This window comes from Lysobacter sp. TAF61 (assembly GCF_052113485.1).
Taxonomy (GTDB): Bacteria; Pseudomonadota; Gammaproteobacteria; order Xanthomonadales; family Xanthomonadaceae; genus Lysobacter_J.
This window is the reverse complement of the sequence record NZ_JBFRDH010000007.1, coordinates 203,228-230,024: the sequence shown is the minus strand read 5'-3', so window position 1 is coordinate 230,024 and position 26,797 is coordinate 203,228. Positions and strand designations below refer to the sequence as shown.

General features: G+C 68.0%; 26 protein-coding genes. 13 read left to right on the top strand and 13 right to left on the bottom strand.

Features of this window, described 5'->3' with window-relative positions; all coding sequences use genetic code 11:
• Positions 1-119: 119 nt before the first annotated feature.
• A complete protein-coding gene (locus AB4Y64_RS16315) occupies positions 120-3,050 on the top strand; it encodes a TonB-dependent receptor domain-containing protein (RefSeq protein ID WP_441817519.1) in 2,931 nt (976 codons plus the stop codon).
• An 80-nt stretch (positions 3,051-3,130) separates the two neighbouring features.
• The gene (locus AB4Y64_RS16310) at positions 3,131-5,380 is read left to right on the top strand and encodes a winged helix-turn-helix domain-containing protein (RefSeq protein WP_441817518.1); all 2,250 of its coding nucleotides are present in this window, start codon (positions 3,131-3,133) and stop codon (positions 5,378-5,380) included.
• A 35-nt stretch (positions 5,381-5,415) separates the two neighbouring features.
• Here the strand turns inward: AB4Y64_RS16310 and AB4Y64_RS16305 are convergent, their stop codons facing one another.
• Positions 5,416-5,622, bottom strand: a complete 207-nt coding sequence (locus AB4Y64_RS16305) for a hypothetical protein (RefSeq protein ID WP_441817517.1) — start codon at positions 5,620-5,622, stop codon at positions 5,416-5,418.
• Between AB4Y64_RS16305 and AB4Y64_RS16300 the strand changes: the two genes are divergently transcribed.
• Positions 5,600-6,553 carry a helix-turn-helix domain-containing protein gene (locus AB4Y64_RS16300; RefSeq protein ID WP_441817516.1) on the top strand — a complete coding sequence of 318 codons (954 nt, stop codon included), beginning with the start codon at positions 5,600-5,602 and terminating at the stop codon, positions 6,551-6,553. The genes AB4Y64_RS16305 and AB4Y64_RS16300 overlap by 23 nt on opposite strands.
• A 90-nt stretch (positions 6,554-6,643) precedes the next feature.
• Positions 6,644-7,345, top strand: coding sequence for a GNAT family N-acetyltransferase (locus AB4Y64_RS16295; protein ID WP_441817515.1), 702 nt, complete (start codon positions 6,644-6,646; stop codon positions 7,343-7,345).
• Between the two features lie 26 nt (positions 7,346-7,371).
• Here AB4Y64_RS16295 and AB4Y64_RS16290 read toward each other — a convergent pair whose 3' ends face one another.
• Positions 7,372-8,205 carry a helix-turn-helix domain-containing protein gene (locus tag AB4Y64_RS16290; RefSeq protein WP_441817514.1) on the bottom strand — a complete coding sequence of 278 codons (834 nt, stop codon included), beginning with the start codon at positions 8,203-8,205 and terminating at the stop codon, positions 7,372-7,374.
• A 144-nt stretch (positions 8,206-8,349) separates the two neighbouring features.
• Here AB4Y64_RS16290 and AB4Y64_RS16285 point away from each other — a divergent pair, with 144 nt between their 5' ends.
• Positions 8,350-9,336 (top strand): alpha/beta fold hydrolase, encoded by a 987-nt coding sequence (locus tag AB4Y64_RS16285; protein ID WP_441817513.1) that lies wholly within the window; start codon positions 8,350-8,352, stop codon positions 9,334-9,336.
• Between the two features lie 7 nt (positions 9,337-9,343).
• On the opposite strand, the gene AB4Y64_RS16280 is transcribed toward AB4Y64_RS16285, so the two are convergent.
• Complete coding sequence (locus AB4Y64_RS16280) at positions 9,344-10,663, bottom strand: aminotransferase class V-fold PLP-dependent enzyme (RefSeq protein ID WP_441817512.1); 1,320 nt, start codon at positions 10,661-10,663, stop codon at positions 9,344-9,346.
• A gap of 227 nt (positions 10,664-10,890) precedes the next feature.
• On the opposite strand from AB4Y64_RS16280, the gene AB4Y64_RS16275 reads away from it, so the two are divergent.
• The 3 genes from AB4Y64_RS16275 (at position 10,891) to AB4Y64_RS16265 (ending at position 14,333) form a co-directional block, all read left to right on the top strand.
• A complete protein-coding gene (locus AB4Y64_RS16275) occupies positions 10,891-12,597 on the top strand; it encodes a PQQ-dependent sugar dehydrogenase (RefSeq protein WP_441817511.1) in 1,707 nt (568 codons plus the stop codon).
• A 135-nt stretch (positions 12,598-12,732) separates the two neighbouring features.
• Entirely contained in the window at positions 12,733-13,908 is a 1,176-nt protein-coding gene (locus tag AB4Y64_RS16270) for a hypothetical protein (protein WP_441817510.1), read from the top strand.
• 290 nt (positions 13,909-14,198) lie between these two features.
• Positions 14,199-14,333, top strand: a complete 135-nt coding sequence (locus AB4Y64_RS16265) for a hypothetical protein (protein WP_441817509.1) — start codon at positions 14,199-14,201, stop codon at positions 14,331-14,333.
• A gap of 74 nt (positions 14,334-14,407) precedes the next feature.
• Here AB4Y64_RS16265 and AB4Y64_RS16260 read toward each other — a convergent pair whose 3' ends face one another.
• Both AB4Y64_RS16260 and AB4Y64_RS16255 read right to left on the bottom strand, forming a co-directional pair.
• A complete protein-coding gene (locus tag AB4Y64_RS16260; RefSeq protein WP_441817508.1) occupies positions 14,408-14,629 on the bottom strand; it encodes an RNA-binding S4 domain-containing protein in 222 nt (73 codons plus the stop codon).
• A 65-nt stretch (positions 14,630-14,694) separates the two neighbouring features.
• Positions 14,695-14,946, bottom strand: coding sequence for a GIY-YIG nuclease family protein (locus AB4Y64_RS16255; RefSeq protein ID WP_441817507.1), 252 nt, complete (start codon positions 14,944-14,946; stop codon positions 14,695-14,697).
• A 270-nt stretch (positions 14,947-15,216) separates the two neighbouring features.
• On the opposite strand from AB4Y64_RS16255, the gene AB4Y64_RS16250 reads away from it, so the two are divergent.
• Positions 15,217-16,149: a fatty acid desaturase gene (locus AB4Y64_RS16250; RefSeq protein ID WP_441817506.1), complete on the top strand. Its 933-nt coding sequence runs from the start codon at positions 15,217-15,219 to the stop codon at positions 16,147-16,149.
• A gap of 22 nt (positions 16,150-16,171) precedes the next feature.
• Here the strand turns inward: AB4Y64_RS16250 and AB4Y64_RS16245 are convergent, their stop codons facing one another.
• The 3 genes from AB4Y64_RS16245 to AB4Y64_RS16235 all read right to left on the bottom strand — a co-directional run bounded on the left by AB4Y64_RS16245 (position 16,172) and on the right by AB4Y64_RS16235 (position 18,086).
• On the bottom strand, positions 16,172-16,822 hold the full coding sequence (locus AB4Y64_RS16245; RefSeq protein ID WP_441817505.1) for a hypothetical protein: 651 nt from the start codon (positions 16,820-16,822) through the stop codon (positions 16,172-16,174).
• A 39-nt stretch (positions 16,823-16,861) separates the two neighbouring features.
• Positions 16,862-17,359 carry an RNA polymerase sigma factor gene (locus tag AB4Y64_RS16240; protein ID WP_441817504.1) on the bottom strand — a complete coding sequence of 166 codons (498 nt, stop codon included), beginning with the start codon at positions 17,357-17,359 and terminating at the stop codon, positions 16,862-16,864.
• A gap of 94 nt (positions 17,360-17,453) precedes the next feature.
• Positions 17,454-18,086: a hypothetical protein gene (locus tag AB4Y64_RS16235; RefSeq protein ID WP_441817503.1), complete on the bottom strand. Its 633-nt coding sequence runs from the start codon at positions 18,084-18,086 to the stop codon at positions 17,454-17,456.
• Between the two features lie 301 nt (positions 18,087-18,387).
• On the opposite strand from AB4Y64_RS16235, the gene dbpA reads away from it, so the two are divergent.
• Complete coding sequence (dbpA, locus tag AB4Y64_RS16230) at positions 18,388-19,776, top strand: ATP-dependent RNA helicase DbpA (protein WP_441817502.1); 1,389 nt, start codon at positions 18,388-18,390, stop codon at positions 19,774-19,776.
• Between the two features lie 84 nt (positions 19,777-19,860).
• Here the strand turns inward: dbpA and AB4Y64_RS16225 are convergent, their stop codons facing one another.
• The 4 genes from AB4Y64_RS16225 to AB4Y64_RS16210 all read right to left on the bottom strand — a co-directional run bounded on the left by AB4Y64_RS16225 (position 19,861) and on the right by AB4Y64_RS16210 (position 23,876).
• Positions 19,861-20,256, bottom strand: a complete 396-nt coding sequence (locus tag AB4Y64_RS16225) for a DoxX family protein (RefSeq protein ID WP_441817501.1) — start codon at positions 20,254-20,256, stop codon at positions 19,861-19,863.
• Between the two features lie 124 nt (positions 20,257-20,380).
• Positions 20,381-21,196 (bottom strand): general secretion pathway protein GspB, encoded by an 816-nt coding sequence (locus AB4Y64_RS16220; protein WP_441817500.1) that lies wholly within the window; start codon positions 21,194-21,196, stop codon positions 20,381-20,383.
• Positions 21,197-21,200: 4 nt separating this feature from the next.
• The gene (locus AB4Y64_RS16215) at positions 21,201-22,847 is read right to left on the bottom strand and encodes an AAA family ATPase (RefSeq protein WP_441817499.1); all 1,647 of its coding nucleotides are present in this window, start codon (positions 22,845-22,847) and stop codon (positions 21,201-21,203) included.
• Positions 22,848-22,934: 87 nt separating this feature from the next.
• Positions 22,935-23,876, bottom strand: a complete 942-nt coding sequence (locus AB4Y64_RS16210) for a DMT family transporter (RefSeq protein WP_441817498.1) — start codon at positions 23,874-23,876, stop codon at positions 22,935-22,937.
• Positions 23,877-23,954: 78 nt separating this feature from the next.
• Here AB4Y64_RS16210 and AB4Y64_RS16205 point away from each other — a divergent pair, with 78 nt between their 5' ends.
• From AB4Y64_RS16205 to AB4Y64_RS16195, 3 genes are all read left to right on the top strand, one after another.
• The gene (locus AB4Y64_RS16205) at positions 23,955-24,296 is read left to right on the top strand and encodes a TfoX/Sxy family protein (RefSeq protein ID WP_441817497.1); all 342 of its coding nucleotides are present in this window, start codon (positions 23,955-23,957) and stop codon (positions 24,294-24,296) included.
• 131 nt (positions 24,297-24,427) lie between these two features.
• A complete protein-coding gene (locus AB4Y64_RS16200) occupies positions 24,428-25,015 on the top strand; it encodes a YceI family protein (protein ID WP_441817496.1) in 588 nt (195 codons plus the stop codon).
• Positions 25,016-25,104: 89 nt separating this feature from the next.
• The gene (locus AB4Y64_RS16195; protein WP_441817495.1) at positions 25,105-25,467 is read left to right on the top strand and encodes a DUF1428 domain-containing protein; all 363 of its coding nucleotides are present in this window, start codon (positions 25,105-25,107) and stop codon (positions 25,465-25,467) included.
• A 3-nt stretch (positions 25,468-25,470) separates the two neighbouring features.
• Here the strand turns inward: AB4Y64_RS16195 and AB4Y64_RS16190 are convergent, their stop codons facing one another.
• On the bottom strand, positions 25,471-26,751 hold the full coding sequence (locus AB4Y64_RS16190) for an RNA polymerase sigma factor (protein ID WP_441817494.1): 1,281 nt from the start codon (positions 26,749-26,751) through the stop codon (positions 25,471-25,473).
• Positions 26,752-26,797: the final 46 nt, after the last annotated feature.

The window sequence follows — 26,797 nt, the reverse complement described above, 5'->3', positions numbered from 1 at the left end:
GAACAGGGATACCAACACAGGTACCAATCCTCCCCAACCACGGGTAGGCGCCGGACGGGCACCTCCGCTTAGCGTTAAAGGGCAGTTAATTCGCCCGGAACGCAACACGGAGGTCCACCATGAATCCTTGCATCTCGCGGCCGTCACTGCGGCGCGCGCCGCTGCCGGCCAGCATCGCACTGGCACTGCTGCCCGCGCTGGCCGGCGCACAGGAAGCGCCGGCCACTGAAGACACCACCACCACGCTCGATCGCATCGAGGTCACCGGTTCGCGCATCAAGCGCGCCGACATCGAGACCTCGCAGCCGATCTTCAGCCTCAACCGCGACGAGATCCAGGCGCAGGGCCTGACCTCGATCGGCGACGTGATCCAGAACATCACCGCCAACGGTTCCACCCTCAACTCCGCCTTCAACAACGCCGGCAACGGCGAGACCCGGGTGTCGCTGCGCAACCTGGGTTCCAATCGCACCCTGGTGCTGGTCAACGGACGGCGCTGGGTCGGCGGCACCGGCCTGGGCGGCGCGGTCGACCTCAATACCATTCCGACCGCGGCGGTCGAACGCATCGAAGTGCTCAAGGACGGTGCATCGACGATCTACGGATCCGATGCCATCGCCGGTGTGGTCAACGTGATCCTGCGCAAGGACTTCGATGGCGCCGAGGCCAATGCCTACCTTGGCCAGTACGACAAGGGCGACGGTTTCCGCCAGTCCTACGACGTGCTGATCGGGTCGAGTTCGGAACGCTGGTCGACGATGCTTGGCATCGGCTACGTCAAGGAGGAACCGGTCATGGCCGGCGACCGGCCGCAGTCGGCGGTGCCGGTGTTTGGCGCCATTCCCGGCACCGGTGGCAGCTTCTCGCCGCCAGACGGCAACTTCTCGTTCTTCCGTCCGCCAGTCGACGCCGACGATCCGGGGCCGTTCTTCACCCAGCCCAACGACGACTACGGATTCTTCATTCCCACGCCCGGCGTTGGCCCCGGCTATCGCCAGAACACAGGCTTGGCCGACAACTACAACTTCGCGCCGGACAACTATCTGATCACGCCGCAGGAGCGCGTCTCGCTGTTCGGCAGCGGCACCCTGGAGATCACCGACCGCTTCCGCTTCAAGACCACCATCACCTACAACCAGCGCAAGTCCGAACAGCTGCTCGCCGCGGTGCCGCTGGCCTTCGACGCCAGTTCCGGCGATCCGGAGTTCATCAGCGCCGACAGCATCTACAACCCCTACGGACGCGACGTCAACGAGATCTTCCGGCGCATGGCCGAGACCGGCGGCCGTTCGTTCAACCAGGACGTGCGCACCTTCGCCTTCGACGGTGCGCTGGAGGGGACGTTCGACGTTGGCGAGCACTTCTTCGACTGGGAGGCCGGTTACTTCTACGGCGACAACAAGGCCAACAACACCACCAACGGCCTGTTCCAGATCAGCAAGATCGTCAACGCGATCGGGCCGTCGATGATCGACGCCACCGGCACGCCGATCTGCGTGACCGTGCCGGGCGATGCCAGCACGGTGATCGACGGCTGCGTGCCGATGAACCTGCTGGGCGGCGCCGGCACGCTGACCCGGGACATGATCGACTACGCCACTTTTACCGCCCACGACGAGTTCTACTACAAGCAGAAGACGTACTACGCCAACGTCGGCGGCGACCTGTTCGACCTGCCCGGCGGCGCGTTCGGGTTCTCCTTCGGCCTGGAGCACCGCACCGAGTTCGGCTATGACGATCCCGACGGCCTGATCAACTCCGGCGATACCACCGGCAATGCGCGCACCGCCACGCGCGGCGGCTATTCGCTCGATGAGGCCTACCTGGAGCTGGCGATCCCGGTGCTGGTCGACGTGCCGTTCGCCAAGCTGCTCGATTTCAGCGTGGCCACGCGCTACTCCGACTACAGCAACTTCGGCGACACGCTCAACAGCAAGTTCGGCTTCCGCTGGAAACCCATCGATGACCTGATGATCCGCGGCAACTGGTCGGAAGGGTTCCGCGCGCCTTCCATCGCCGAACTCTTCGCCGGCCAGGCCGATTCGTTCCCGGCCATAACCGATCCGTGTGCGGGCAGCCTGCAGGGCACGCCCAACAACGACATCCCGGCCGGTTGCGCGGGGATACCGCAATACAACCAGAACAATCCGCAGATCCGCATCACCGTCGGTGGCAACCCCGACCTGCAGCCGGAGTTGTCGACGTCCAAGACACTGGGCTTCGTCTACAGCCCGGGCTATGTGCAGGGGCTGGATGTCTCGCTGGACTGGTGGCAGGTGGAGATCGACGACGCGATCTTCCTGCAGACCGGGCAGGCGATCCTCGACAACTGCTACCGAAATGGCACCGACGCGGCCTGCGCGCTGATCAGCCGGACATCGTCGGGGCAGGTCAGCGACCTGCTGTCGATCCCCAGCAATATCGGCACCATCAAGACCGAGGGCTACGACTTCACGGTCAGCTACCGGATGCCGGAGACGTCGTGGGGCAAGTTCTCCTTCACCTGGGACACGGCCTACACCAGCGAGTTGTTCGTCGACGTCAACGGCGATGGCACGTTCTCGCAGGATCAGCTCAACGGCGAGTCGGGCAACAACGTCGGCGAGTACTTCGGCTCGACCTTCACCAACAACTGGCGGATCCGCTCCAACCTGTCGGTGCGCTGGGAGAAGGGCGATTACGGCGCGACCTGGTACGTGCGCTACTACTCGCCGCAGGACGAGTTGTGCGTCGGCACGCCCAATGTCCCGGCCGCGCAGATCGAGCGGCTGTGCTCGGATCCGAACCGCTTCACCAACCTCGATGGCGACGATCCCGACCTGCTGCCCGATGGTCCGGGTGCACGCCCGGAAAACAACATCCCGAGCGCGACCTACAACGACCTGACGGTGTTCTGGAACGCGCCGTGGAACGCGCGGGTCACCCTGGGCGTGAACAACGCCTTCGACCGCGACCCGCCGATCGCGATCACCGCCTTTGCCAACAGCATCGACCCGGCCTACGAGATCGGCGGGCGATTCTTCTACATGACCTACAACCAGAAATTCTAGCGGGGCCCCTGACTTGCTCTAGAATCCAGCCAGGACTCGCTCACCACGGTTCTGGCGCAATGCCCAAACAGCATCAAAGCATGTTGCAGCAGTTGCCCTCCCAGCGCGTCCGCGTCGGCGACAGCGTCGTCGACGTGGCCGCGCGCGAGATCCTGCCTGCCTCGGCGGCAGTCGGCGATGCGCCGCACCGGATCAGCCTCAAGGCGATCGACCTGCTGCTGGTGCTGATCGGACACGCCGGCAAGGTCGTCAGCCGCGAGACGCTGCTGGAAACGGTGTGGCCCGACACCTTGCCCGGCGACGATGTCGTGACCCAGGCGGTGGCGCAGCTGCGCAAGGCTTTCGGCAGCGACGAGCCGTACATCGAGACGATCGCCAAGCATGGCTATCGGCTGCTTGCGCCGGTGCAGTGGCTGGACCTGGCCGCGCAGGATGTGCCGGTTGCCGTGGCTGCGGCACCGGTCGAGACGCCATCGCGCCCGATGCTCAAGCTCGTCGGTACCGTTGCCGCGCTGTCAGCGCTGGCCTTCGCCCTCTGGCTGGCCATCGGCGCCGATCGCGAACGCGCACAGAAGGTGGCCGGCGGCTCCGGTGATCCCGCGCCGCCGTTCCTGAAGATCACCTCGGCACCCGGCATGGAGTTCGCGCCGAGCCTGTCGCCGGACGGTTCGCAGGTGGCCTACAGCGCCTACGTCGACGAGAACGGTGTCGGCCGCACCTCGTTGATGATGCAGACGACGGCGCCGGTGGAACCCCGGCAATTGACCCATCCGGTCGGTGGCGAGCACGACGCGATGTCGGCGTGGTCGCCCGATGGCCGCCAGATCGCGTTCTATCGCGTGCGACGCGGTGGCAACGGCGTCAGTTGCCACCTGATGCTGATGGCGTCGGCCGGTGGCGAGCCGCATACGGTCGCCAGTTGCGACGGCGACCGCTTGCGCAAGTTCAGCTGGCACCCCGATGGCAAGCAACTGGTGTTCGGCGCCAGCAATGCCGGCCAGACGGGCGTCAACGCCATCGAGCTGTTCGACCTCGCCAGCGGCAGCGCGCGCAAGCTCGACTACACCCATGCCGCCAGCGACATCGACCTGGCTCCAGTTTTCTCGCCGGACGGTCGCTGGATCGCGTTCCAGCGCAATGTCTCGCGTGGCGACCTGTGGCTGATGCCGGCCGCGGGCGGCCAACCCGAGCGGCTGACCCGCATCGAATCCAACCTGTTCGGCCTGGCCTGGTCGCCCGATGGCAGGTCGATCATCTTTTCCGCGTACCGCGGCCAGGAAGCCTCGCTGTTGCGCCTGGACGTGCAGTCGCGACGCATCACCGAGCTGGGCATCGGCAATGCCCGTTTCCCGAATGTGGCGTTGAAGGATCCGTCGGTCGTGTTCGTGATCGAGGACGCGCCGACGTCGCTGTATCGCGTGCGCATCCCCGCGCGCGGCACGGCGGCCGCGCCGCCCGAAGTGGTGTTTCCTTCCTCGGGGACCGAACTGCTGCCGTCGGTGGCGCCGGATGGCAACCAGATCGTCTTCGTCTCCGACCGCACCGGCGACGTGCGCTTGTGGTGGGGTGAAATCGGGCGCGCGTCGTCGCTGCGGCCGATCGAAAACTTCGTGCCATTCCCGCGCCATCCGGCCGCGTGGTCGGCCGACGGCAAGACCGTGCTGATGATCGGCGCCGATGGCGACAACGAGGCACTGTACGAGATCACGCCGGCCACCGGCGCGGTGCAGAAGCTGGCCTTGCCGGAAGGGCGACCGACCTACGGCGCCTATGGCGCCGAACCCGGGCAGTTGCTGGTGGTGGCCGACCGTGGCGCCGGGCGGCTGGGACTGACCCTGTACCAGCGTCGCGGGTTGCTGCTGCAGGCGCTGGCCAGCCTCGACGACGTCGCGCTGGCACGCTTCGATCCGCAGGAGCGGCGCGTGGTCTTCATCCGCAACGCCTCCTGGGGCCTGTGGCAAGCCGGCCTGGACCTGCAGGGGCCGCGCTTGATCGACGACCTGCACGCCGATCCCGGCGGTGCGCTGCCGCGGATCGTGCCGAGCGCCGGCTTCTACCTGCAGAGCCGTCGCCTGGTCACCTCCGCTGAAGGCAACTGGATGGTCGGCGCCGGCGGCGACTGCAACATGCGCTGGATCGCCGTGAATGCGCCTGCCGGCAGCCGCAGCGGTCCGTGTCTGGACCCGCGCGGCGGCGAACTGACCGGAGTCAGTTTCGACGCAGGCAGCGGCTGGCTGTACTACTCCTACAGCACCCAGGACGACAGCGACATCGGCTGGGCGCAGCTGCCGGAAACTGCTGAACAAACAGCTGAACCCGGCCAACGCTGACGCGGGCGAGGCGCTGCAAGGCTTTCGGAACTCCATCAGGAATCCGATACCGCGATTTCAGCAAGATTTCTCCACAACGGCAGGACATCAGAACCGCGAAATCGGCAAATCGAGGCAGTCCCCAGAAGGAGGAGTGCCATGGCCAGTTCGCGGATGCCGATGCCTGCCACAGGTGTGCCCGCGTCGACCTTGCTCGCGTCGACCTTGCCCGAGTCCGGCGTGGCCACGCCCACCGTGTTCATCGCCGGCGCCGCGCGGCCATTGGCGGCCGTGACGTCGCCGTTGTCGCCACATCGGGTCTGGGCCCATGACGGCCAGTTCCGCGAGATCGCCGCGGACGCACCCGGCCGCGTGTGCTGGGCGGCCGCCTCGCGGCTGGGCAGCGTCAACCTGGCGCGGGCGTCGTTCTCGCTGTGGATGCAGATCCGCGGCAGTGCCCAGGTCAGCGCCGTCGAAGGCTCGTTCCGCCTGCGCACCGGCGCATGGATCGCGCTCGACGCCGAATCATCGCCGGAAGTGCAGGCCGACCACAACGGCCTCACCCTGGGCCTGCTGGTGCCGGCCGACCTGATGCCGATGCTGCAGGACGCCTATCTGTTCGTCGGCAAGGGCGCGATGTCGCGTCGCGACCGCATCCTGGCGCTGCGCCTGTGGCACGGCGCCGTGCGCGTGCTGCAGGCGCACGAGAGCGTCCCCGACCGCACCCTGGTGCGCGCGCTGCGGCCGCTGATCCTGCACATGTCGGCCGTGCAGGCGCGTCATGTCGCCGCGCTCGGCCATTGCCCCGGGCATTCGCGCACGCGCAAGCGGCGCCTGTTCAACCGCCTGCAGCGCGCGCGGCTGTACCTGGAAGGCAACGCCCACCGGATGGTGCGCATGAGCGAGATCATGGCGATCAGCAACTACTCGCTGTGGTACCTGTCGAAGTCGTTCCACGAGCTGTACGGCGAGAGCGTGCAGACCGCGGCGTCGCGCCTTCGCATCGAGCGCGCCTACGACCTGCTGGAGACGACCTCGATGGACATCACCGAGATCGCCGAGTCGTGCGGTTTCGACAACGCCTGCAGTTTCGCCAGGGCATTCCGCGCCAGGAGCGGGACCAACGCCACCCGGTTCAGGAGTGCGCTGCGTGACGGCGAACGCGGTCGCAAGGGGCCGGTGATTTCATCCTGAGCGCGGCCAGGCGCGCCGGGCGCGCCAGATCTGGCAAACCCTGACGATGTGGTCTTGCCGCGCCTGTCGATCTCTGCTTGCATTCGGAGCATGCCCGACCATGCCCCCGACAGCAGCGTCCTCGACAACCCGATCTGGGAATCGCTGCGCAGCCGCCATCGCGACCTGGCGCTGCGCATCGGCGATGCCGCCCGGTACCCGGCGCACGTTGCGCCGTTCTTCGGCGTCGCCGCCGACGGCGCCGATATCGGCACCGCGCTCACCCAGCTGGTTCCGCCGGACGACACCGTCCTGCTGCTCGGTGTCACGCCGGCCGTGCCCGATGGCTGGCGGCTGGACAAGCTGGCGATGCTGGCGCAGATGGTATGCCCGCAGCGCATCGACGAGGTCGACGGCCCGGCGATCCTGGAGCTGGGCGAAAGCCATCGCGAAGACGTGCTGGCGCTGACCGCGCTGGTGTATCCGCATTATTTCCGCCCGCACACGATGGACCTGGGCCGCTACTTCGGCATCTACCAGGACGGCCGCCTGGCGGCGATCATCGGCGAGCGCATGGGCATGGACGAGTTCCAGGAAATCAGCGCCGTGTGCACGCATCCGGACTTCAACGGTCGCGGCTATGCACGCCATCTGCTGGCGTGGCTGAGCAACGACGTGCTCGATCGTGGCCGCACGCCGTACCTGCATGTCAGCCACGAGAACCTGCGCGCCAAGCAGCTCTACGAACGCAGCGGTTACCGCGACCGCCGCGACATCGGCTTCTGGTCGTTGCGACGGGCCGAACTTTCCTAGGGCGCGCTTCCTGGGGCGCGCTGGCGTCAGGTCGGGGTTGCGGCCAGTTCCCGGCACAACTGCGTGGTCGCTTCGTCGACCGGGAAGCAGCATTCGATCCGCAGCTCGTCCAGGGTCACGTCGCGTGGCGTGCCGAAGGTGGTGATCGTCGAGAAGAAGCGCAGCTGCTGGTCGTCGCGCTGCAGCACCGTGGTCAGCAGCGGTGCCGGCGCGCTGTCGAGATCGCGCATGCGCCAGCGTGCCGGCACGCCGGGGTAGGCCAGTACTTCGTCGAGCAGTTCGCGCGCCGCCAGGTCGGTCGGGGCGGCGGCGACTTCGCTGTGCAGGTGGTGGATCAGGTCGCCGGCCACTTCCTCCCAGTTCGCCACCGCCGGGCGCAGATCGTTGGGATCGAATATCTGCCGGATCATGTTGCGGTGCGCACTGGCGCGGCCGCGCATCACGAATCCATTGACGCGCATGGCCGCTTCGTTGGCCATCAGCACGTCCCAGCGGCGGTTGAGGACGAAGGCCGGGTAGGGCTCCTGCTGGGCGAGGATGAACTCGATCGCGCGGCGCACCTGCGCCAGTTCCGGCGTCGCCAGTGCCGTTTCCGGATAGCGCGGTGCGTAGCCGGCGGCGACCAGCAGCGCATTGCGTTCGCGCAGCGGCATGTCGAGGGCATCGGCCAGGCGCGTGACCATGTCGCGGCTGGGCTGGGCCTTGCCGGTTTCCAGGCAGCTCAGGTGGCGCGGCGACATGCCCGCATCGAGGGCGAGGTCGAGCTGGCTCAGGCGCCGCGCCGCGCGCCATTCGCGCAGCAGCGCGCCTACCTGGGGGCGGGGTCGCGATTGCGGCCTGGGGGCGGCGAGATTGTTCACGGCCGCAGCATAAGGGCGGCCTGCCGCGAGTTCCATGACCTCCCAGGTCATGACGTCATGACCTCGCGCTTCGTTGATCGCATGCCATGCCAGGTCAATCATTTGCGTCAACGACGGGGGGGACGCCCCGTGGAGATGACGACCATGATTCGCAGGCAGTTCCTTGGAATGACAGTGGGCGCCCTGGCAGCCGGTGTGCTGGGCGGATGCGCATCGGCGCTGGGCGTGCAGCCGGCCGCAGGTGGTGGTGCCGCGGCGGCCGGCGACGACGCGGCCGCGGCTGCGGCGTTCCGCGCGGCCAGTGGCTTCATGAAGACACCGTTCGGCAACATCGCCTACGCCGAGCGCGGCAGCGGCGAGGCGGCGCTGTTCCTGCACGGTTTCCCGCTCAACGGCTTCCAGTGGCGCGGCGCGCTGCAGCGCCTGTCGCCGTACCGTCGCTGCATCGCGCCGGACTTCCTCGGACTGGGCAACACCGAGGTCGCAGCCGGGCAGAGCGTGGCGCCCGATGCGCAGGTGGCGATGCTGGCCGATCTGCTCGATCGCCTCGGCATCGACCGCGTCGACGTGGTCGCCAACGACAGCGGCGGCCAGGCCGCGCAGCTGTTCCTGGCGAAGTATCCGCAACGGGTGCGGTCGCTGTTGCTGACCAACTGCGACTCGGAGATCGAATGCCCGCCGCCGGCGCTGATGCCGGTGATCGAGCTGGCCAGGCAGGGCAAGTTCGTCGAGGAGTGGCTGGCGCCGTGGCTGGCCGACAAGACGCTGGCGCGCTCGAAGCAGGGACTGGGTGGGCAGACGTTCACCTATCCGACCCACCCGAGCGACGAGGCCGTCGATACCTATCTCGGTCCGCTGGTCCGCAATGCCGACCGCACGCATGCCTATGCGATCGGACTGGACCGCCCGTGGCTGCACGGCATCGGCCCGTCGCTGGCGCGCTTCGAAGGGCCGACGCGGATCATCTGGGGCACCGGCGACGACATCTTCTCCGAGCGTGGCGCGCAGCATCTGCAGCGCAGCTTCGGCAATTCGCGCGGGATCCGCCGCATCGAAGGCGCGAAGCTGTTCTTCCCGGAGGAGTTCCCGGAAGTGATCGCCGAGGAAGCGCGCGCGCTGTGGGGCGTGTGAGGCCGCCTCAGCCGGCGATCTCGTGGACCGCGCGTGCGGCGCGGTCCACCTCCTCGGGCGTGTTGACCAGGCTCGGCGCCAGGCGCGGATAGCTGACGGCGTAGGGGCTGCTGCTGGCGATGACCTTGCGTTCGAGCAGGCGCTTGACCACGTCTTCGGTCTTGAGGCCGTCGATCTCGAAGGCGACCAGGCCCGCCGACAGATCGCCCGACATCGGCGTATGGATGGTGATCTTGCGGTTCTGCGCCAGGTTCTTCTTGAGCTGGTCGTTGAGGCTGGCGATGCGGGCGGCAACGCGTGGCCGTCCCATGGCCGCGTGCATCCGGAACGCGGCCGACATCGCCCACTGGTGCTCGAATGCATGGAAACCGCCGGGCGCCATGCGCGCGGCGTTGGATGGCGTAGCCGGTTCGCGGTCCTCCATCCAGGCGTTGTAGACCTCGATGTCGCTGAAGGTCGGAACCGTCGGGCGCAGGCGTGCCCAGTTTTCGCTCTTCGCCCAGATCAACGCGGTGCCGCGCGGCGCGAACATCCATTTGTGGCAGCCGGCGCAGAAGAAGTCGGCGCCCATCGTGGCGACGGTCTCGTCGGCGGCACCGATGCCATGCACACCGTCGACCACCAGCAGCACCTCGGGATGGCGGGCCTTGAGTGCGGCGGCGAGCTGCCGGATTGGCAGTCGCATGCCAGTGGCGGAGTGCACCCAGGTCAGTCCGACCACGCGCGTGCCGGGCTTGATGCCCTGCAACAGCCGCTCCACCAATTGGTCGGTGGTGGCCTTGGAAGCTTCTTCGAACAGGGTGATCTTGCGCATCGTCGCGCCAGTGCGGTGGCACGCCAGGCGGATCGACTCATGGTGCGAGTAGTGGTCGTGCACCGTGGTGAGGACTTCGTCGCCGCCCTTCAGCGGCAGGCCGTGGTAGACCAGCGCCAGGCTTTCGGTGGTGCTGCGGGTCAGGCAGACCTGTTCGGGCTCGCCGCCAAGGTAGGCGGCAAGTTCCTTCTGCACCTGCATCGGCACGTTGTGAGCTGCGTCCTCGAACAGGCCCTGCTCGATCACCAGGAACGGGTTCTGGTCGATGGAACGGCGATAGGCTTCGATCGCATCGCGCACCGGCGCCGGGTGGCTGGCGATGAAGAAGCTGGCGAAGTGCGCGTAGCCCGGGTCGAGTGCGAACTGCGCGCGGACCTTGCCCCAGTCCGACAGGTCGGGCAGTGCGGGCGTCTCCGCCGCAATGGCGGCCAGCAGCCCGGCGGGCAACAGGGCGACCGCGCCGGCGGCAGCGGGCAGGGCCAGGAACTGGCGGCGCGAAACAGAGGGGCTCATGGCGTTCTCCTGGGAGGCGTTCGCGACCGGCGCAGCCTGCGCCCGGCGCGGTTCAAACCAGGTAAACGCCAAGCGGCGGCCAGAGCGACCGCAGGTCGGACAAGGCGACCGTCCAATCCCGGTGAAGCCGCTCTTCACGCCCGAACGGCGCGGGTTCTGCGAGCCTCTTCCGCGCCGTCCCGTCGTCGGGCCATCGCGGCCCGTCGCGGGTACGAAGGAGCAGCGCCATGGTGCAGACCAGACGACGCGCATCACGGGGATGGGTTGCCCGAATTCTTCTTGCTGGGCTGGTTGCCGCGCTGACCGCGGCGCTCGCTGCCTGCGGCGGCGGTGGCGGCAGACCGCGGGGCAGCGTCTCTCCCCCGCCGTCGCCCGCCAACCGGCCGCCGGTCTTCACGTCGGGCGCGACGGCGACGGTTCCCGAGGACACCGCGGCGGTCTTCTACACCGCGACCGCAACCGACCCCGACGGGAATGCGATCACGTTCTCCCTGGCCGGTGGCGTCGACCAGGCGCGGCTGCGCATCACTTCGGCGGGCGCGTTGTCGTTCGTCGCCGCACCGGACTTCGAACAGCCGGTCGATGCCAACGGCGACAACGTCTATCTGGTCACCATTGCCGCGAGCGACGGCACTGTCAGCGTCACCCAGTCGCTTTCGATCACCGTCACCGATGTGCGCGGCGCGGCGTTCCGCGTGCGCCGGATCGCGAGCGGGCTCAATTTCCCGATCTTCATCGCCCCGATGCCCGACAGCAGCGGGCGACTGTTCGTGGTCGAACGCGAGGGCCGCATCCGCATCATGACCGCGAACGGCTCGGTGTCGGCCACGCCATTCCTCGACCTGACCGGAACCATCTCGATCGACGGCGAGCGCGGCCTGCTCGGGTTTGCAACCGCGCCGGACTTCTTCACCAGCGGCCGCTTCTATGTCTTCGTGACCGCGCCGGATGGAACCATCGAAGTGCGTCGCTACCTGACCATCGCCGGCGACCTCAACCGCGCCGATCCGACCAGCGGCGACGCGATCCTGCGCGTGGTGCACGCGCGCAACAACCACAACGGCGGCTGGATTGGTTTTGGACCCGATCGCATGCTCTATGTCGCCATCGGCGACGGCGGCGGCGCCGGCGATCCGGACAACAACGGCCAGAACACCAATACGCTGCTGGGCAAGATCCTGCGCCTGGACCCGGCCGGCGATGCATTCCCCGCCGATCCGGACCGCGACTACGCGATCCCGGCCGGCAACCCGTTCGCCAGCGCCGGCGGCGCACCGGAAGTGTGGGCGTACGGGCTGCGCAATCCGTTCCGCAACAATTTCGACACGCAGACCGGCAACCTGCTGATCGGTGATGTCGGCCAGGGCGCGATCGAGGAGATCGACCTGATGCGCCCCGGCGACGGCGGTGCCAATTTCGGCTGGCCGATCCTCGAGGGCACCGCGGTATTCCGCGGCGGGCCGACGGCGGGAATGACGCCCCCGGTGGCGCAGTACTCGCACGGCACCGGGCCGGTCAACGGCAGTTCGGTGACTGGCGGGTTGGTCTACCGCGGGCCGGTGGAGTCGCTGCTGGGCGAATACATCTTTGCCGACTTCGTCCGCCCCAACATCTGGTCGTTGCCGATCGCGCGCCTGGTGCCGGGGACGACGCTGCAGGCCAACGAGTTCACCCTGCGCAATGGCGACTTCACTCCCGACACCGGCGCGCCCACCAACATCGTCAGCATCAATGCCGACAATGCCGGCCAGGTCTACCTGGTCGACTTCGATGGCGAGATCTTCGTGATCGAGACCGATGCCCTGGGCATCCCGCAAAGTGCCGCGCTCGGGGCCCCGCGGGCGGCCTCGCAGATGTCGCCGCAGCAGCTGTTGCGCGAGGGGCTGTCGAGGCGGTTCGGCGGTCGCAGGGACGCGGGCGTGAGGCGGCCCTAGCCGCTGTCGGCGCGAGCCCCGTTCGACGGGGCCCGCGCTAGGCCGTCAGTCAGCCCGCACGTCGTATCCTTGGGTGGACGCACGCGCCGGCGGCGCGCATTCATCCCCGATACGAGCGGAACATTCTTGCGATACATGCTCAAGCACTCATGGCCCAGGGTTTCCTGGACGTTGCTCGTCTGCCTGGTGTTGGCTTCCTGCCAGCGCGCCGAACCGGTCACGACCCAGGCCATGGTCATCGAAGAGGTGAACAGTCCCCAGGACGGCGGCGCGATCAGCACCGCGCCGGTCAAGCTACCGCCGGCGACACCGGAAGGCCCGCGCAAGGCCAAGACCAGCGTGCGCGACAAGGCCAAGGGCAAGGAGCAGGAGAATCCGAAGATCGACTGGTCCGAACTCAACCTGACCTCGGGCGAGGCCTCGATCAGCTGCGAACTCGACTACGCCACCCTGGGCGATGGCAACGTGCTGGCGAAGTTCGACCAGGCAGGGATAGCCGAGGCGCTCAAGCCCTGCGTGGAACGCGGCGTGGCGCGCCTGCGCTACAAGGGCAAGATCACTGCCGAGTTCGGTTCGCTGATGGAGCGCGTCACGCACGTCGCCGATGAACTGGGCATCCACAAGCGCGTGCTCGACATCGATTCGGCCGGCGGCCAGGTCGAGGATGCGATCAAGGCCGGCGACTTCATCGCCGAGTCGCGCTGGACCATCTGGGTGCGCGAAGGCGCGATCTGCCACAGCGCCTGCGTGTTCATCCTCAGCGCCGGCGACACCCGCATGATCGCCGGGCAGGTCGGCATCCATCGCATCATCCGCATGAGCTCGACCGCGACCACGCGCGCGCAGCTCAATGCCGAACTGCGCGTGGTCTACGACCGCGTGCGCGATTACCTCGAGCGCAACGGCGCCGCGACCGCAGTGGCCGACCTGATGATGGCCGTGCCCAATCGCGGCCTGCGCCTGCTCACCGTCGAGGAACTGGAACTGTACGGACTCGACGGCGTCAATCCGGCCCAGGACGACCTCGACCGCCTGCGCCTGATGCGCAAGTGCGGCGAGGATTTCGTCAGCCGCCGCGATTCGTTCGTGCGCGCCTTCGACAAGCGTTGCAAGACGCCCAACACCGACCTGGATGCGCTCAATACCTGCGGCCTGAACCTGCGCAAGGACTTCGGCTTCCCCGACCAGGCATGCCCGGCAGAGAGTCCGCTGTCGGAGTTCGATCCGGGCACCGCGCTGGTTCCGGGCGGCAAGCAGCCCGACGGTGTTTCGCAGCAGGCGGTCAAGCAGGCGCACGCCGGCGAGAGCTGATCGCAGCCGCTCCCGGCGCGTGCGCGGCGTGAGCCGTTCGTCACGTCGCTGCAGTCACCATGCCCCGACGCGCGCGGGTCCGTCGCGCCCAATCGTCGGGTTTGGGGGTCGGGTATGAGTGATGATCGTCCCTGAGCCTGCTGGCTTACGGCGCGCTGGGCACCGACTGCTCGGAAGGCTTCGAGAACAAGTGGCTCGGTCGCGCGCGTGGCGGCGCTTCGCCCATTCTCGAAGCCGGCGATTCGTCGGCGCTGTGCGATCTGACCGGTGTCTACGCGACCGTCAGCAACATGGCGACGGTGCCGCTGCAGCGCTTCATCCTGATCCAGTTCGCGATTGCTTCGGCGCTGCCGCTGTTGCCGGTCGTGCTGATGCAGGTGCCGCTGAAGGAACTGCTGGCGAAGATCTTCTCGGCGCTGGCCTGAGTCATCCGCCCGCTTCGGTCACGCGGCCTGGGTCACGCAGCCTGGATCACGCAGCCTGGATCACGCAGCCTGGATCACGCAGCCTGGACCACACTGATCTCGACGTCGTCGATGGTGACGACCTGGCCCGCATGGATCTTGCACGTCTTGCGCAGCTCCACAGCGCCGTCGACGCTGACCGCGCCGCTGGCGACGATCGCCTTGCCGGCGCCACCGCTGTCGCACAGGCCGACCAGCTTCAGCAGCTGGTTGAGTTCGACGTGGTCGCGGTCGAGTTCGAATTCGATCTGTTGCATGGCGGTGGGGTCGTGAAGGGCGGTCAGGGTCGCAGCCGGGCTGGCATTGCGCAATGGTGCCGGCGTCAGCCGGCGGTGGCGCACAACGCGCGCTTCTGGTCGGGCCGCAGTTGCTTGATCGCGTATTCGGCGCGGCTGGCGGCGGCACGGTCGGGGTAGGGGAACTGCGCCAGCAGGCGGACCGGGGGACGCGCGCGGGTGTATCTGGCGCCCTTGCCCGATTCATGCTCGGCATAGCGGCGCGCGACATCGGTGGTGATGCCCGTGTACAGGCTGCCGTCGCGGCACTCCAGCAAATAGACATACCAGGCGTTCATGCAGCCGCAGCCTAGCGTAGGAGCGGTCGCGCTGGCGAGGGCGGGCGTGAACCGCCGTGGGGCGGGCTTGCCGCCGCTGCCGGCGTCGCAGTTTCGGAACGATCTCATCACCATACGCATACGAACGTCATTGTGGCCGTCGATCCGCGCACCCACAATGCAGCGTCCACACCGAGAAGTGCCTTGAGCGCCCCAGCCTCCGCGTCACCTACTGCCGCCACCCTCCGCCAGCTTTGCGCCCGTTTCGCCCGACCGCACCTGGGTCGCGCCGTGTGGCAATTGATCAACACCCTCGTTCCATTCATTGCGCTGTGGGCCCTGATGGCCTGGAGCGTGGTCGACGGCTGGGGCTTCGGCTGGACGCTGTTGCTGGTGCTGCCGGCCGCGGGACTGTACGTGCGCATGTTCATCATCCAGCACGACTGTGGACACGGTTCGTTCTTCGCCAGCCAGCGCGCCAACGACATCGTCGGTCGCTGCCTCGGCCTGGTCACGCTGTTCCCGTACGGCTACTGGAAGAAGACCCATGCCGTGCACCACGGCACCTCGGGCAATCTCGACCGCCGCGAGATGGGCGATATCGACACCCTGACCGTCGCCGAGTACCGCGCGCTGCCGCGCCTGCGTCGCCTGGGCTACCGCCTGTACCGCAGCACGCCGGTTCTGCTGGGCGTGGGTCCGTTCTACCAGTTCGTGATCAAGCACCGTTTCCCGTTCGACCTTCCCTTCACCTGGAAGAAGGAATGGGCGAGCGTGCTGCTCAACAACCTGATGCTGGTGGTCGCCTTCCTTGCGCTGGGTTTCAGCATCGGCTGGCACACGGTGCTGATGGTGCACCTGCCGGTCGTGCTGATCGCCGGCGCCGCCGGTGTGTGGCTGTTCTACGTCCAGCACACCTTCGAGGAGGCCTACTGGGCCCGTCGCGAGGATTGGGATTCCGGTCGCGCCGCCGTCGCAGGCAGTTCCTACTTCGACCTGCCGCGGGTCGTGCACTGGTTCACCGGCAACATCGGATACCACCACATCCATCACCTCGCCAGCCGCATTCCCAACTACCGCCTGCGCGAGGCGTTCGAATCCAGCCCGCTGCTGCAGGCGGCGCCGCGACTGACGATGTGGACCAGCCTGCGCAGCGCACGGTTGAAGCTGTGGTGCGAAGAGACCCAGCGCATGGTCGGCTTCCCGCGTCGGGCGACGGCCTGACCGGCTTGCGGTTCGGCCAGGCTCATTCCTGACCGAACCGCGCGATCTCATCCAGGCACTGCTGGGCGCGCGCCACGCTGCGCCCGGCACTGCCGGCGTCGATCGCTTCACCGATATGGCGGCGCTGCGGGCGATGCGCCCAGAAGTGGAACCAGACCGTCGCCAGCATGCCGGCCACGCCAATCGGAATGCCGACGTAGTACACGACCGGGTGCATCTGCACGCCGAACAGCTGCTTGAAGGCGATCGCCACCAGCGGCATCCACAGCAGCCAGAACGGCAGTCCCAGCCACGGCGCCACGCGCGTGCGCCACAACCGCAGTTGCGCCAGTGACTTCTGGATGGTCAGTACCGGGCCGGCGTAGTCGATCCGGGTGATCAACAGCAGTTCCATCACCGACGAGATGATCAGCAGCACGCTCCAGGCGTGCATCAACAGGCCACTGGCGAGCAGCGCCGGCGAATCGGTGTTGGCCACCCAGAAGCGCGCGAACAGCACCGTCAGCGCCACGCCCGTCAGCAGTTGCAGCAACTGCCAGAACCACAGCGGCCGCAGCCGCGAGCGCAGTTTGTCGATGCGGGTTTCGGTGAGCAGCTGCAGGTTCAGCGCGGTCTGCTGTTGCAGGCGGCGGTCGAGGGTCTGCCAGGCCACTTTCAGTTCATCGAGTTCCATGTTCGTTCCTTGTCGCTTGGGGCCGGGCGTAACGGGAGGTCACGCCATGCCCTGGCGGATGCGCTGCTTGAGGCGGCTGATCCGGGTGGATACGTTGGTTTCGCTGATGCCGAGGATCTCGGCGATTTCGCGCGTGCTGCGTTCCTCCAGATAGAGCAGGAGCAGGGCGCGGTGCATCGGGTCGAGCCCGGCGATGAAGCGCTGCAACACCTCCAGGCGTTGCCGCGTTTCGGCGTCGATGCCGCGCTCGTCGGGCAGCTCGTGCAGGCTGTCGTCGAGCGGCACGGTCTGGCGCCGGCGCTGGCCCTCGCCGCGCAGCCAGGAGATCGCCACGTTGAGGGCGATGCGGTACATCCAGGTGGGGAACGGGCGTTGCCTGTCGTAGCCGGGGAAGGCGCGCCACAGTTGCGCGGCAATTTCCTGGGCCAGGTCGGCGCGGTCTTCGGCATGGCTGGCGTAGGTCGCGGCCACTTTGAAGACGATGCCACGGTGGGCCTCCAGCAGGGTCTGGAACTGCTGCCGGGTGTCCGCCGTCATGCTGGCCGCCTGCTCCATGTCGATACCGTTGTTTGCCTGGTCGACTGCATGATTCGCGGGCGGGGGCGATTCGTCACAGCCGGCGCGAAAGCCATCAGTCGATGTAGTCGTACAGGCGGTAGATCCAGCTCAGTTCGTAAACGATGGCGGCGACGACGAAGCAGCGGTGGAAGGTTTCCGAGCGGATCTTCATCGCGGCCAGGCACAGGCCGATCAGGACGAGGTTGCGCAGCGGATATTCGAGGCTGAAGCGGCGGTAGTACTCGTGACCCTTGATGAGGGTGTCGCCGAAGTCGATCACGTACAGCAGCGCCATGATCCCGAAGAACCAGCCGCGTCGGGAGGTGAAGTAGTCGCGCCAGCCGGCGTAGTCGGCCAGGTCGTCGGGGAAGAGCAGGGTGCACAGGACGTACAGCACCACCACGTACAGGATCAGGAAGGCGTAGGCGATGAAGCTCCACGGGTGGACGTGGCTGAGCCCGAACTCCCACCACCAGAAGTGCACCAGCACGATGAACATCGACAGCGCCCAGCCCAGGTGCACCCAGTAGATCTGGTCGCGGCCGGGATGCTGGACGAAGCGGGCCATGCCCTTGAGCAGCGTGGTCAGCGCCAGGCCCAGGACAATGCCCAGGACGATGCGGATATGCGTGAACTGCGGGTCGGTGGTCATGCCACGGCGATCCAGGCAGGCCGGCAGGCCGATGGCGGGAGCATAGCGCCTCATTCCCATACTCCCGGCGCACGCTGGCATCCATCCTGGTCTCTGCTTTTCGAGGCTTCCGCGGATTCCGGGCGGCGTCGTCCGCCGGGCCGGGGATTGCTACGCCCGGCAGACGACATCCTGTCTTTATGCCGGGCGTGGGCCATCCGTGGCCCACTGCTCCGCAATCCCCGGCCCGGCGGACGACGCTCCGGCACTTCATTTCATGGTCTTCGTCAGCCCTCACTCCAACCCCTCTCCTGGGAGAAGCCAGCAGCGCAAGGCGCCGAGCCCGTGCTCGGTCGATAGCTGCGATCATGGCGGCATGAACGACACGCTCTCCGACGACTTCACCTCCCTGACCCTGGAACCGGCCCTGCTGCAGGGCGTCCAGGCGCTGGGCTATACGAAGATGACGCCCGTGCAGGCCGCCGGCCTGCCGGCGATCCTGGCCGGGCACGACCTGATCGCCCAGGCGCCGACCGGCAGCGGCAAGACCGCCGCGTTTGGCTTGGGGCTGCTGCACCGCCTCGACCCCGCCCAGAGCGCGACCCAGGCACTGGTGCTGTGCCCGACCCGCGAACTGGCCGACCAGGTCGGCAAGCAACTGCGCAAGCTCGCCTTCGCCATTGCGAACCTGAAACTGTCGATCCTGTGCGGCGGCATGCCGCTGGCGCCGCAACTGGCCTCGCTCGAACACGCACCGCACGTCGTCGTCGGCACGCCGGGCCGGATCCAGGAACTGCTGCGCAAGCGCGCCCTGAACCTGTCGGCGCTGCGCACCCTGGTGTTCGACGAAGCCGACCGCATGCTCGACATGGGCTTCGAAGAGGCGATCCGCGAGATCGTCGGCAAGACCCCCAAGTCGCGCCAGGGCCTGCTGTTCTCGGCGACGTTCCCCGAGGCCGTGCGCGAGATCAGCCGCGGCCTGCTGCGCGAACCGCTTGAGGTCACCGTCGAAGGCGACCAACAGCATGCCGCCATCGACCAGCGCTTCTACGAAGCCGACACGACGAAGAAGACGCCGCTGCTGGCCGCGCTGCTGCTGCAGTACAAGCCCGAATCGTGCGTGGTGTTCTGCAACATGCGCCGCGATGTCGACGAGGTCGCCGCTTCGCTGGCGCACTACGGATTCACCGCATTGGCGCTGCACGGCGACATGGAGCAGCGCGACCGCGACGAAGTGCTGGTGCGCTTCGCCAACCGCAGCTGCACCGTGCTGGTCGCCAGCGATGTCGCCGCGCGCGGCCTCGACGTCAAGGAACTGGCGATGGTGGTCAACTACGACATGCCGCCCGACCCGGACATCTACGTGCACCGCATCGGCCGCACCGGACGCGCCGGCAGCGAAGGCGTCGCCTTGAGCCTGTGCAGTCCACGCGAGCAGGCGCGCGCGAGCGCGATCGAAGAGCGCCAGGGATTGCCGTTGATCTGGTACAAGGCCACCCCGCTCGCGGGCAAGGCATCGGGCGTGCCGGCGGCGGCGATGGTGACGCTGCGCATCGATGCCGGCCGAACCGACAAGCTGCGGCCGGGCGACATCCTGGGTGCGCTCACCGGCGATGCCGGGCTGAAGGCCGACGCGGTCGGCAAGATCGACGTGTTCGCCACGCGCTCGTATGTAGCGGTGGCACGCGCGCAGGCCGCACCGGCGCTGGCGCGGCTGCGCGAAGGCAAGATCAAGGGACGCAAGTTCCGCGTCAACCGGATGTAGCCGCCCTCACCCCGAGTGCGCGCGAGCCAGTGGCTCGCAAGCAGCGCCCTCTCGCCCTGAAAGGGGAGAGGGGCTTCTGCGCGGTCAGCGCTGATTGAAGGCGTACTTGCCCGGCCCGAGCAGCGCGATCGCCACGGCCGTGGCCAGGTACATGATCTGCAGTTCGATCGCCCAGCCACCTTGTTGGTTGAGATGGCCAATGTCGCCCTGGTGCACCAGGTACAGCGCGAACAGCATGTTGATCGCGACCAGGATCCCGCCAATGCGCGAGAAGAAGCCGGTGATCACCAGCAGCGGCCCAAGGATCTCGCCGATCAGCACGCCATAGGCGAAAACACCCGGGAAACCCTGTGCTTCCACCATCTTGGTGATGCCCTCCAGGCCACCGTCGAGCTTGGAGATGCCGTGCAGGAAAACCAGAGCGCCGAGCGCGATACGCAGGATCAACTTGCCGGAGTCTTGCTGGGTGCTGCTATTCATGGCGGAACCCCTTGGTGACTGGACGTGGCTGGCTGAAAGGACGGGAAGCGACTGCTTGAATGGGGGCGGACGTGCTGATGGTCACGCCAGCGTGGCCTCCGGCGCAACTGCGGCGGGCCGCCGGTCAGCGGATCGGCAGGGCCACGCGCTCGCCGTGCCAGTTGAGGATCACGCTGTCGGCGGCAATTTCCTCCACCACCGCATCGCCGACCCGGTCGCCCTGGCCGACGCGGGCGCCGTCGATGATCGCGAAACGCTGGGCAGGCGTGGGCCCCCACATGTGCATGCTGATCTTCAGCGCGGGCAACTGCTCGCGCTCGCCGACCGGCAGGTCGGCCAGGCGCATCGGGGCAGGCGCCGCTCCAGCGCTGACAGGCGCCGGCGCGGGAGGCGCAACGGCGACCGGCTGGGATGACGGTGGGGGCGGTGGCAACGAAAGCTGCGGCGGGGCGGGCTGCGGCGAGGCGCGCTCCTGCGAGGCACGCCCTGGCAAGGGCGAGGGCACCGCAGGAGCCAAAACGGCCGTGTCGGCAACGCGCGTCGCGGCCTTGGTCGCCGCTGTCGGCTCGCTTGGCGGCGGCAGCGCGGCAGGGATCGGGCGCACAGGCGCCGTTGCAGCGGCAGCCGGCTCCAGCGACGCGGTACGGGCGCTGGCGCTGGTCACTGCGGACGTGGGCGCCGATGCGGCTTCGAGCGGCTGGCTCGAGGCCTGCGGTGCAGGCGCATCACTGACGGCCACCACTCCGGCCGTGGACCGGAGATCGCGAACCCACCACAGCGTGGCCAGCACGGCCAGGCTACCGGCCAGCCACCATGGCCAGGCCGGCCGGCGCATCACCGGGCGGGTCACCAGCGGCGGCAGCTCGGCATACAGGTCCGGCGCCTGGCCGCGGCGGCGCTCGGCTTCGGACTTGCGCAGGGCGTCGAGGATCAGCGACATCGATTCATTCCCCGTCTTCGCCAGGCGCGCGCAAGCGCGGCCCGTCGCCATCGATCGCGGCCAGCGCCAGCAACGTCGCCGGGCCCACCAGTCCATCGCTGGCCAGGCCGCGATCGCGCTGGAACTTGCGCACCGCGTCCTGCATCGCGACATCGAAACCCGCGGCGCCTGCCTGCGCCGGCAGGTAGCGCGGTTGCAGGCGCGCGCGTACCCAGTCGGTCGCTGCGCCCTGGCTGCCCAGGCGTGGCGCCTCGGCGAGGAACGCCGGGCCGCGCCACAGTGCGGCCAGTTCGCCGTCCCAGAACTGCGGCAGGGCGATCCGGTCGACCGCGACCACCTCGTTGCCCAGCCGCAGCCGCACCTGTCGCGCATCCGCGCCTTCCAGCAACGCCCAGGCCTCGGTGCCGTCCTCCTCGCCGCTGCCCTGGCGCAGGCGCAACAGCACCGGGCGGTCCTGGGCAATCAGCGCGTCGAGACTGCTGCGGCCACGCAGGCAATACACGCCTTCGGCCAGCACCGGCGGGCACGCCGCGGCGATGGCGACATCGGACGCCGCCGACGGCAATTGCCAGCGCGCCAGCAACTGGCCCCAGGCGGCCGTGGGCGTTGCCGCCGCCGCAGCGAGACGTGCGGCAAATCCTGTCGCATCCAGGCGATCTGGCGTCGAGGGCCGGACCGGTTTTGCCATCGCCGGCGCGGCGGGAGTGGATGCGGTGGCAGGCGACAGCGCCGGAGCCCGCGGCCACCACAGCGTCACGGCAAGGGCGAGCAACGCGATGGCGGCGATGGCCGCAGGTATCGCCAGCACGGCTTTCGGCGGCCACCATCGGCGCGCCTTGCGCGGCAGCACTTCGGCTGCGGCGCGATCGACCCAGCGCCCGTCGACCAGGCGGGCATCGTTGGCATAGCCGGCCAGCAGGCTGCGTTCGGCGATGTTGTTGATCAGGCGCGGCACGCCGCCGGAATGCGCGTGGATGCGCCTGACCGCGGCGGCATTGAACGGGAAGTGCTGGCCACCGGCGACGCGAAAACGATGGCGCAGGTACTCGCCGGTCTCGGCGGCATCCAGTGGCGTGAGGTGGTAGCGCGCGGTGATGCGCTGGGCGAGCTGGCGCAGTTCGGCGCGGTCGAGCATCGTGCGCAGCTCGGGCTGGGCCAGCAGGATGATCTGCAGCAACTTCTGCGTCGGCGTTTCCAGGTTGGTCAGCAGGCGCACCTGCTCCAGCGCGTCGACCGACAGGTTCTGCGCCTCGTCGATGATCAGCACCACGCGCAGGCCCTGCGCGTAGGCGTCCAGCAGGTACGCGTTGAGCGCGTCGACGAGCGCCTTGAGGCTGCCGCGCCGGCCTTCGAGGTCCAGGTGCAGTTCCTCGCAGATCGTCTCGAGCAGTTCGACCGGGGTCAGGCGCGGGTTCAGCACCAGCGCCACCCGCGTCGTCACCGGGATCTGCTCCAGCAGCAAGCGGCACAACGTGGTCTTGCCGGTGCCGACCTCGCCGGTGAGCTGGACGAAACCGCCACCGCCGCCCTGGTCGACGCCGAACAGCAGGTGCGCGAGCGCATCGCGGTGGCGTTCGCTGAGGAACACGAAACGCGGGTCCGGCGTGATCGAGAACGGCGGCTCGGTCAGGCCGTAGTGCTCGAGATACATGCGCAACCTGCAGGGAGTGATGGCGCCAAGCCTGCCACAAAAACCGGGTGGAGCGGGCCGCCATGGGCCGTGCCCGCGTGCCGGCGGCTAGTCGGCCGCGCCCTTGGCTTCGGCGGTTCCCAGCACTTGCGGATGCTGCAGGCGCCGAGGTTTGCCCAGCAACGGATGCACGAACACCGCAGCCAGGATGATGACCACGCCGACGTAGAACAGCCGGGTCAGCTCGTGCTGTTCGCCCAGCAGCAGCGCCGCCAGCACGATTGCGTAGACCGGCTCCAGGTTCACCGCCAGTTGCTGCGCGAACGCGCTCATGTGGCGCAGCGCAACCAGGGACAGGGTGAAGGGCAGCAGCGTGCAGGCCAGCGACAGGCCCAGCAGCAGGATGATGTCGTGGCCGCTGGGAACGACCAGCAGCGGTCCGGCGAACGCCGGGAACACCAGCGGCATCAGCGGCGCCAGCACGGTGAGGGTCAACGTGCCGGCGCCCAGCTCCAGCGCGGTCACGGTCAGCGGATCGCCGTGTTCGACCAGGCGCTTGTTGAGCGAGCCGAACAGCGCCACCAGCAGCGCCGACATCGCGCCCACGGCAATGCCCGCGCGCATCCCGGCCGGCACGCCGCCGACCACCAGCACCACGCCGGGCAGCACCATCAGGCCGAGCGCCAGTTCGCGCTTGGAGAAACGGGTGCGGGTCAGCCACGGTTCGATCATCGCCACGAACACGGTGCCCAGCGCCATGCAGGTGGCCCCGACCGAGGCGTTGGACAGCTTGATCGCGCCGTAGAAGGTCAGCCAATGCAGCGAGACCAGCGCGCCGATGCCGGCATAGGCCAGCATCAACCGCGGCGACATTGCCCGCAGGCCGCGCCAGACGCGCGGCAGCAGCGCCAGCGCGGCGACCACGATCAGCATGCGCCACCACACCAGCGGCAACGCCGGCAGCGTGATCAGCTTGCCGAGGATCGCCGTGAAGCCCCACAGCATCACGCAGAAATGGATTTGCAGTTGCGCCTTGCTGGTCGGGCTCATTCGGTCCTGGCGGGGCGTGTGGGGGCGTGGGGCGCTATTGTAGGCACCAGGAAGAAACAACCGAGGGATCGCACGATCATGAGCGACGCCTTCATCGCCCATCTGCACGACCTGCTGGACGGGCTGGGCCGGGTCAGCACCCGGGCCATGTTCGGCGGACACGGCATCTACCTCGACGGCGCCCTGGTCGGCGTCGTCATCGAGGAAGCCCTGTACCTGAAGGTGGACAACGAGACCCGCCTGCATTTCGAGGCCGCGGGCAGCGAGCCGTACATCTATCTGGGCCAGCAGCTGCCGATCAGGATGAGCTACTGGTCGGTGCCGGCGGCGGCCATGGAATCGCCGCAGGCGATGAAGCCCTGGGCCGAGCTGGCCTACGCCGCCGCGCTGCGCAAGAGCCCGTCCAAGCGCCGGATGTAGCGGCGGGCGAACGAATTTGCGCGGCGATGTCGATTTCGCGCCGGCCCGTTCGTCGTGACAGTGAAGGCAGCCACCGCGCGTCGAACGCGCAGCGCCGGGCCGCCTCACTTCGTCCACACCCGGAACCCGTCATGACCTGCCATCGCTCCGCCCCCGTCCTGCTTGCCGCCTCGCTTCTCGTCCTGGCCGCGGCCGCATCGGCCAAACCGGTCCGCTACGAGATCGACCCGGCCCACACCTATCCGAGCTTCGAGGCCGACCACATGGGCGTGTCGGTGTGGCGCGGCAAGTTCAACAGCAGCCAGGGCGAAATCTCGCTCGACAAGGCAGCCAGCACCGGTTCGGTGGAAGTGACCATCGATACCGCCAGCGTCGACTACGGCCTGGACGTGATGAACGACAAGGCGCGCGAGGCCGACCTGCTCGACAGCGGCAAGTACCCGAAGGCGGTCTACAAGGGGCGCCTGGTCGATTTCCGCGACGGTGCTCCGACCCGCGTTGACGGCGAACTGACCCTGCGCGGCGTGAGGCGGCCGCTGGACCTGACCATCGACCGCTTCAAGTGCGTCCCGCACCCCATGTACAAGCGCGAGCTGTGCGGCGCCGATGCGCTGGGCACGTTCCGCCGCGACGAGTTCGGCATCGATGCCGGCAAGGATTTCGGCTTCGACATGAACGTGACGTTGCGCATCCAGGTGGAGGCGGTGCAGGCGCCTTGACGGGAAGCGCAAAGAGATTCTTGCCGGTGCGCTAACGGTGCATGCCGGACCATCCGACCACACGGTCACCACAGAAGGAGAAGCAGACGATGGCTTTCTATGTTGATGGATATGTATTGCCGCTGCCGAAGAAGAACCTGGCCGCTTACCGCACGATGGCGCGCAAGGCCGGGAAGATCTGGCGCGAATACGGCGCGCTGGAGGTCAACGAATGCGTGGCCGACGATGTCAAGCCAGGCAAGCTGACCTCGTTCCCGCAGGCGGTGAAGCTCAAGGCCGACGAGGTCGTGGTGTTCTCGTGGATCGTCTACAAGTCGCGCGCGCAGCGCGACAAGATCAACAAGCAGGTGATGGAGGATCCGCGCCTGGCCGACATGATGAACCCGAAGAACGCGCCGTTCGACGGCAAGCGCATGTTCTGGGGCGGCTTCAAGCCGATCGTCTCGCTCTGACGGTCAGCCTTGTGCCAGGCACTCTGCGGCGCGCTGCCGCAGCAGTGTCTGTTCGCGCGCGTTGCGGGTCATGCCCGCGGCGCGCTCGAATTCGCTGCGCGCCTCGTCGAAGCGGCCGAGCTTGCGCAGCAGGTCGCCGCGCACGCTGGGCAGCAGGTGGTAATCCTTCAGCAAGGGGTCGCCGGTGAGCGCGTCGACCACGGCCAGTCCGGCTGCCGGCCCGAACAGCATCGACAGGGCCACCGCGCGATTGAGCTCCACCACCGGCGACGGCACCTGCCGCGCCAGCGCGCCGTAGAGGCCGACGATGCCGGCCCAGTCGGTTTCCTCGGCGGTCAATGCACGGGCATGGCAGGCGGCGATCGCGGCCTGCAGCGTGTACGGGCCGCGCGGCGGATCACGCATGGCGCTCAGTTTCTCCGCGCGCTCCAGCGCCGACAGCCCGCGATGGATCAGCAACTGGTCCCAGCGGGCGCGGTTCTGTTCGAGCAGCAGCACCGGCTCGCCGTTGCCGTCCACGCGCGCCGCCGCACGCGAGGCCTGGATTTCCATCAGCGCGAGCAGGCCGTGGACTTCCGGTTCGTTCGGCACCAGCCCGGCGAGGATGCGGCCCAGGCGCAGCGCGTCCTCGCACAGGCCCGGGCGCATCCAGTCGTCGCCCGCAGTGGCGGCATAGCCTTCGTTGAAGATCAGGTAGACCACTGCAAGCACCGAAGAAAGGCGCTGTGCGAGTTCCTCGCCGCGCGGCACTTCGTACGGCACCTGCTTGTCGGCCAGCGTGCGCTTGGCGCGGACGATGCGCTGGGCGATGGTCGGCTCCGGCACCAGGAACGCGCGTGCGATCTCGTCGGTGCTCAGGCCACCGAGCAGGCGCAGCGTGAGCGCCACCTGCGCCGGCGTCGACAGCACCGGATGGCAGGCGGTGAACACCAGGCGCAGCAGGTCGTCGCCAATCGGATCGTCGAGCTTGTCCAGGTGCGCGTCGTCGGCGCTTTCCTGTTCGGATTCGAGCTCGCGCGCCAGTTCCTCGTGCTTGCGCTGCAGCAGCTTGCTGCGGCGCAGGCGGTCGATAGCGCGGTGCTTGGCGGTGGCCATCAGCCACGCGCCGGGCTGGTCGGGCACGCCGGTTTCGGGCCAGCGCTCCAGTGCCGCGACCAGCGCGTCCTGTGCCAGTTCCTCGGCCAGGCCAACGTCGCGCACCATGCGCGCGAGCGTTGCGATCAATCGTGCCGATTCGATGCGCCATACGGCATCGATGCTGCGGTGGATGTCGGTCGCCGTCATGGCGACCGATCACACCACCGACGCAATGCCGTTGCAAGTGCTCGAA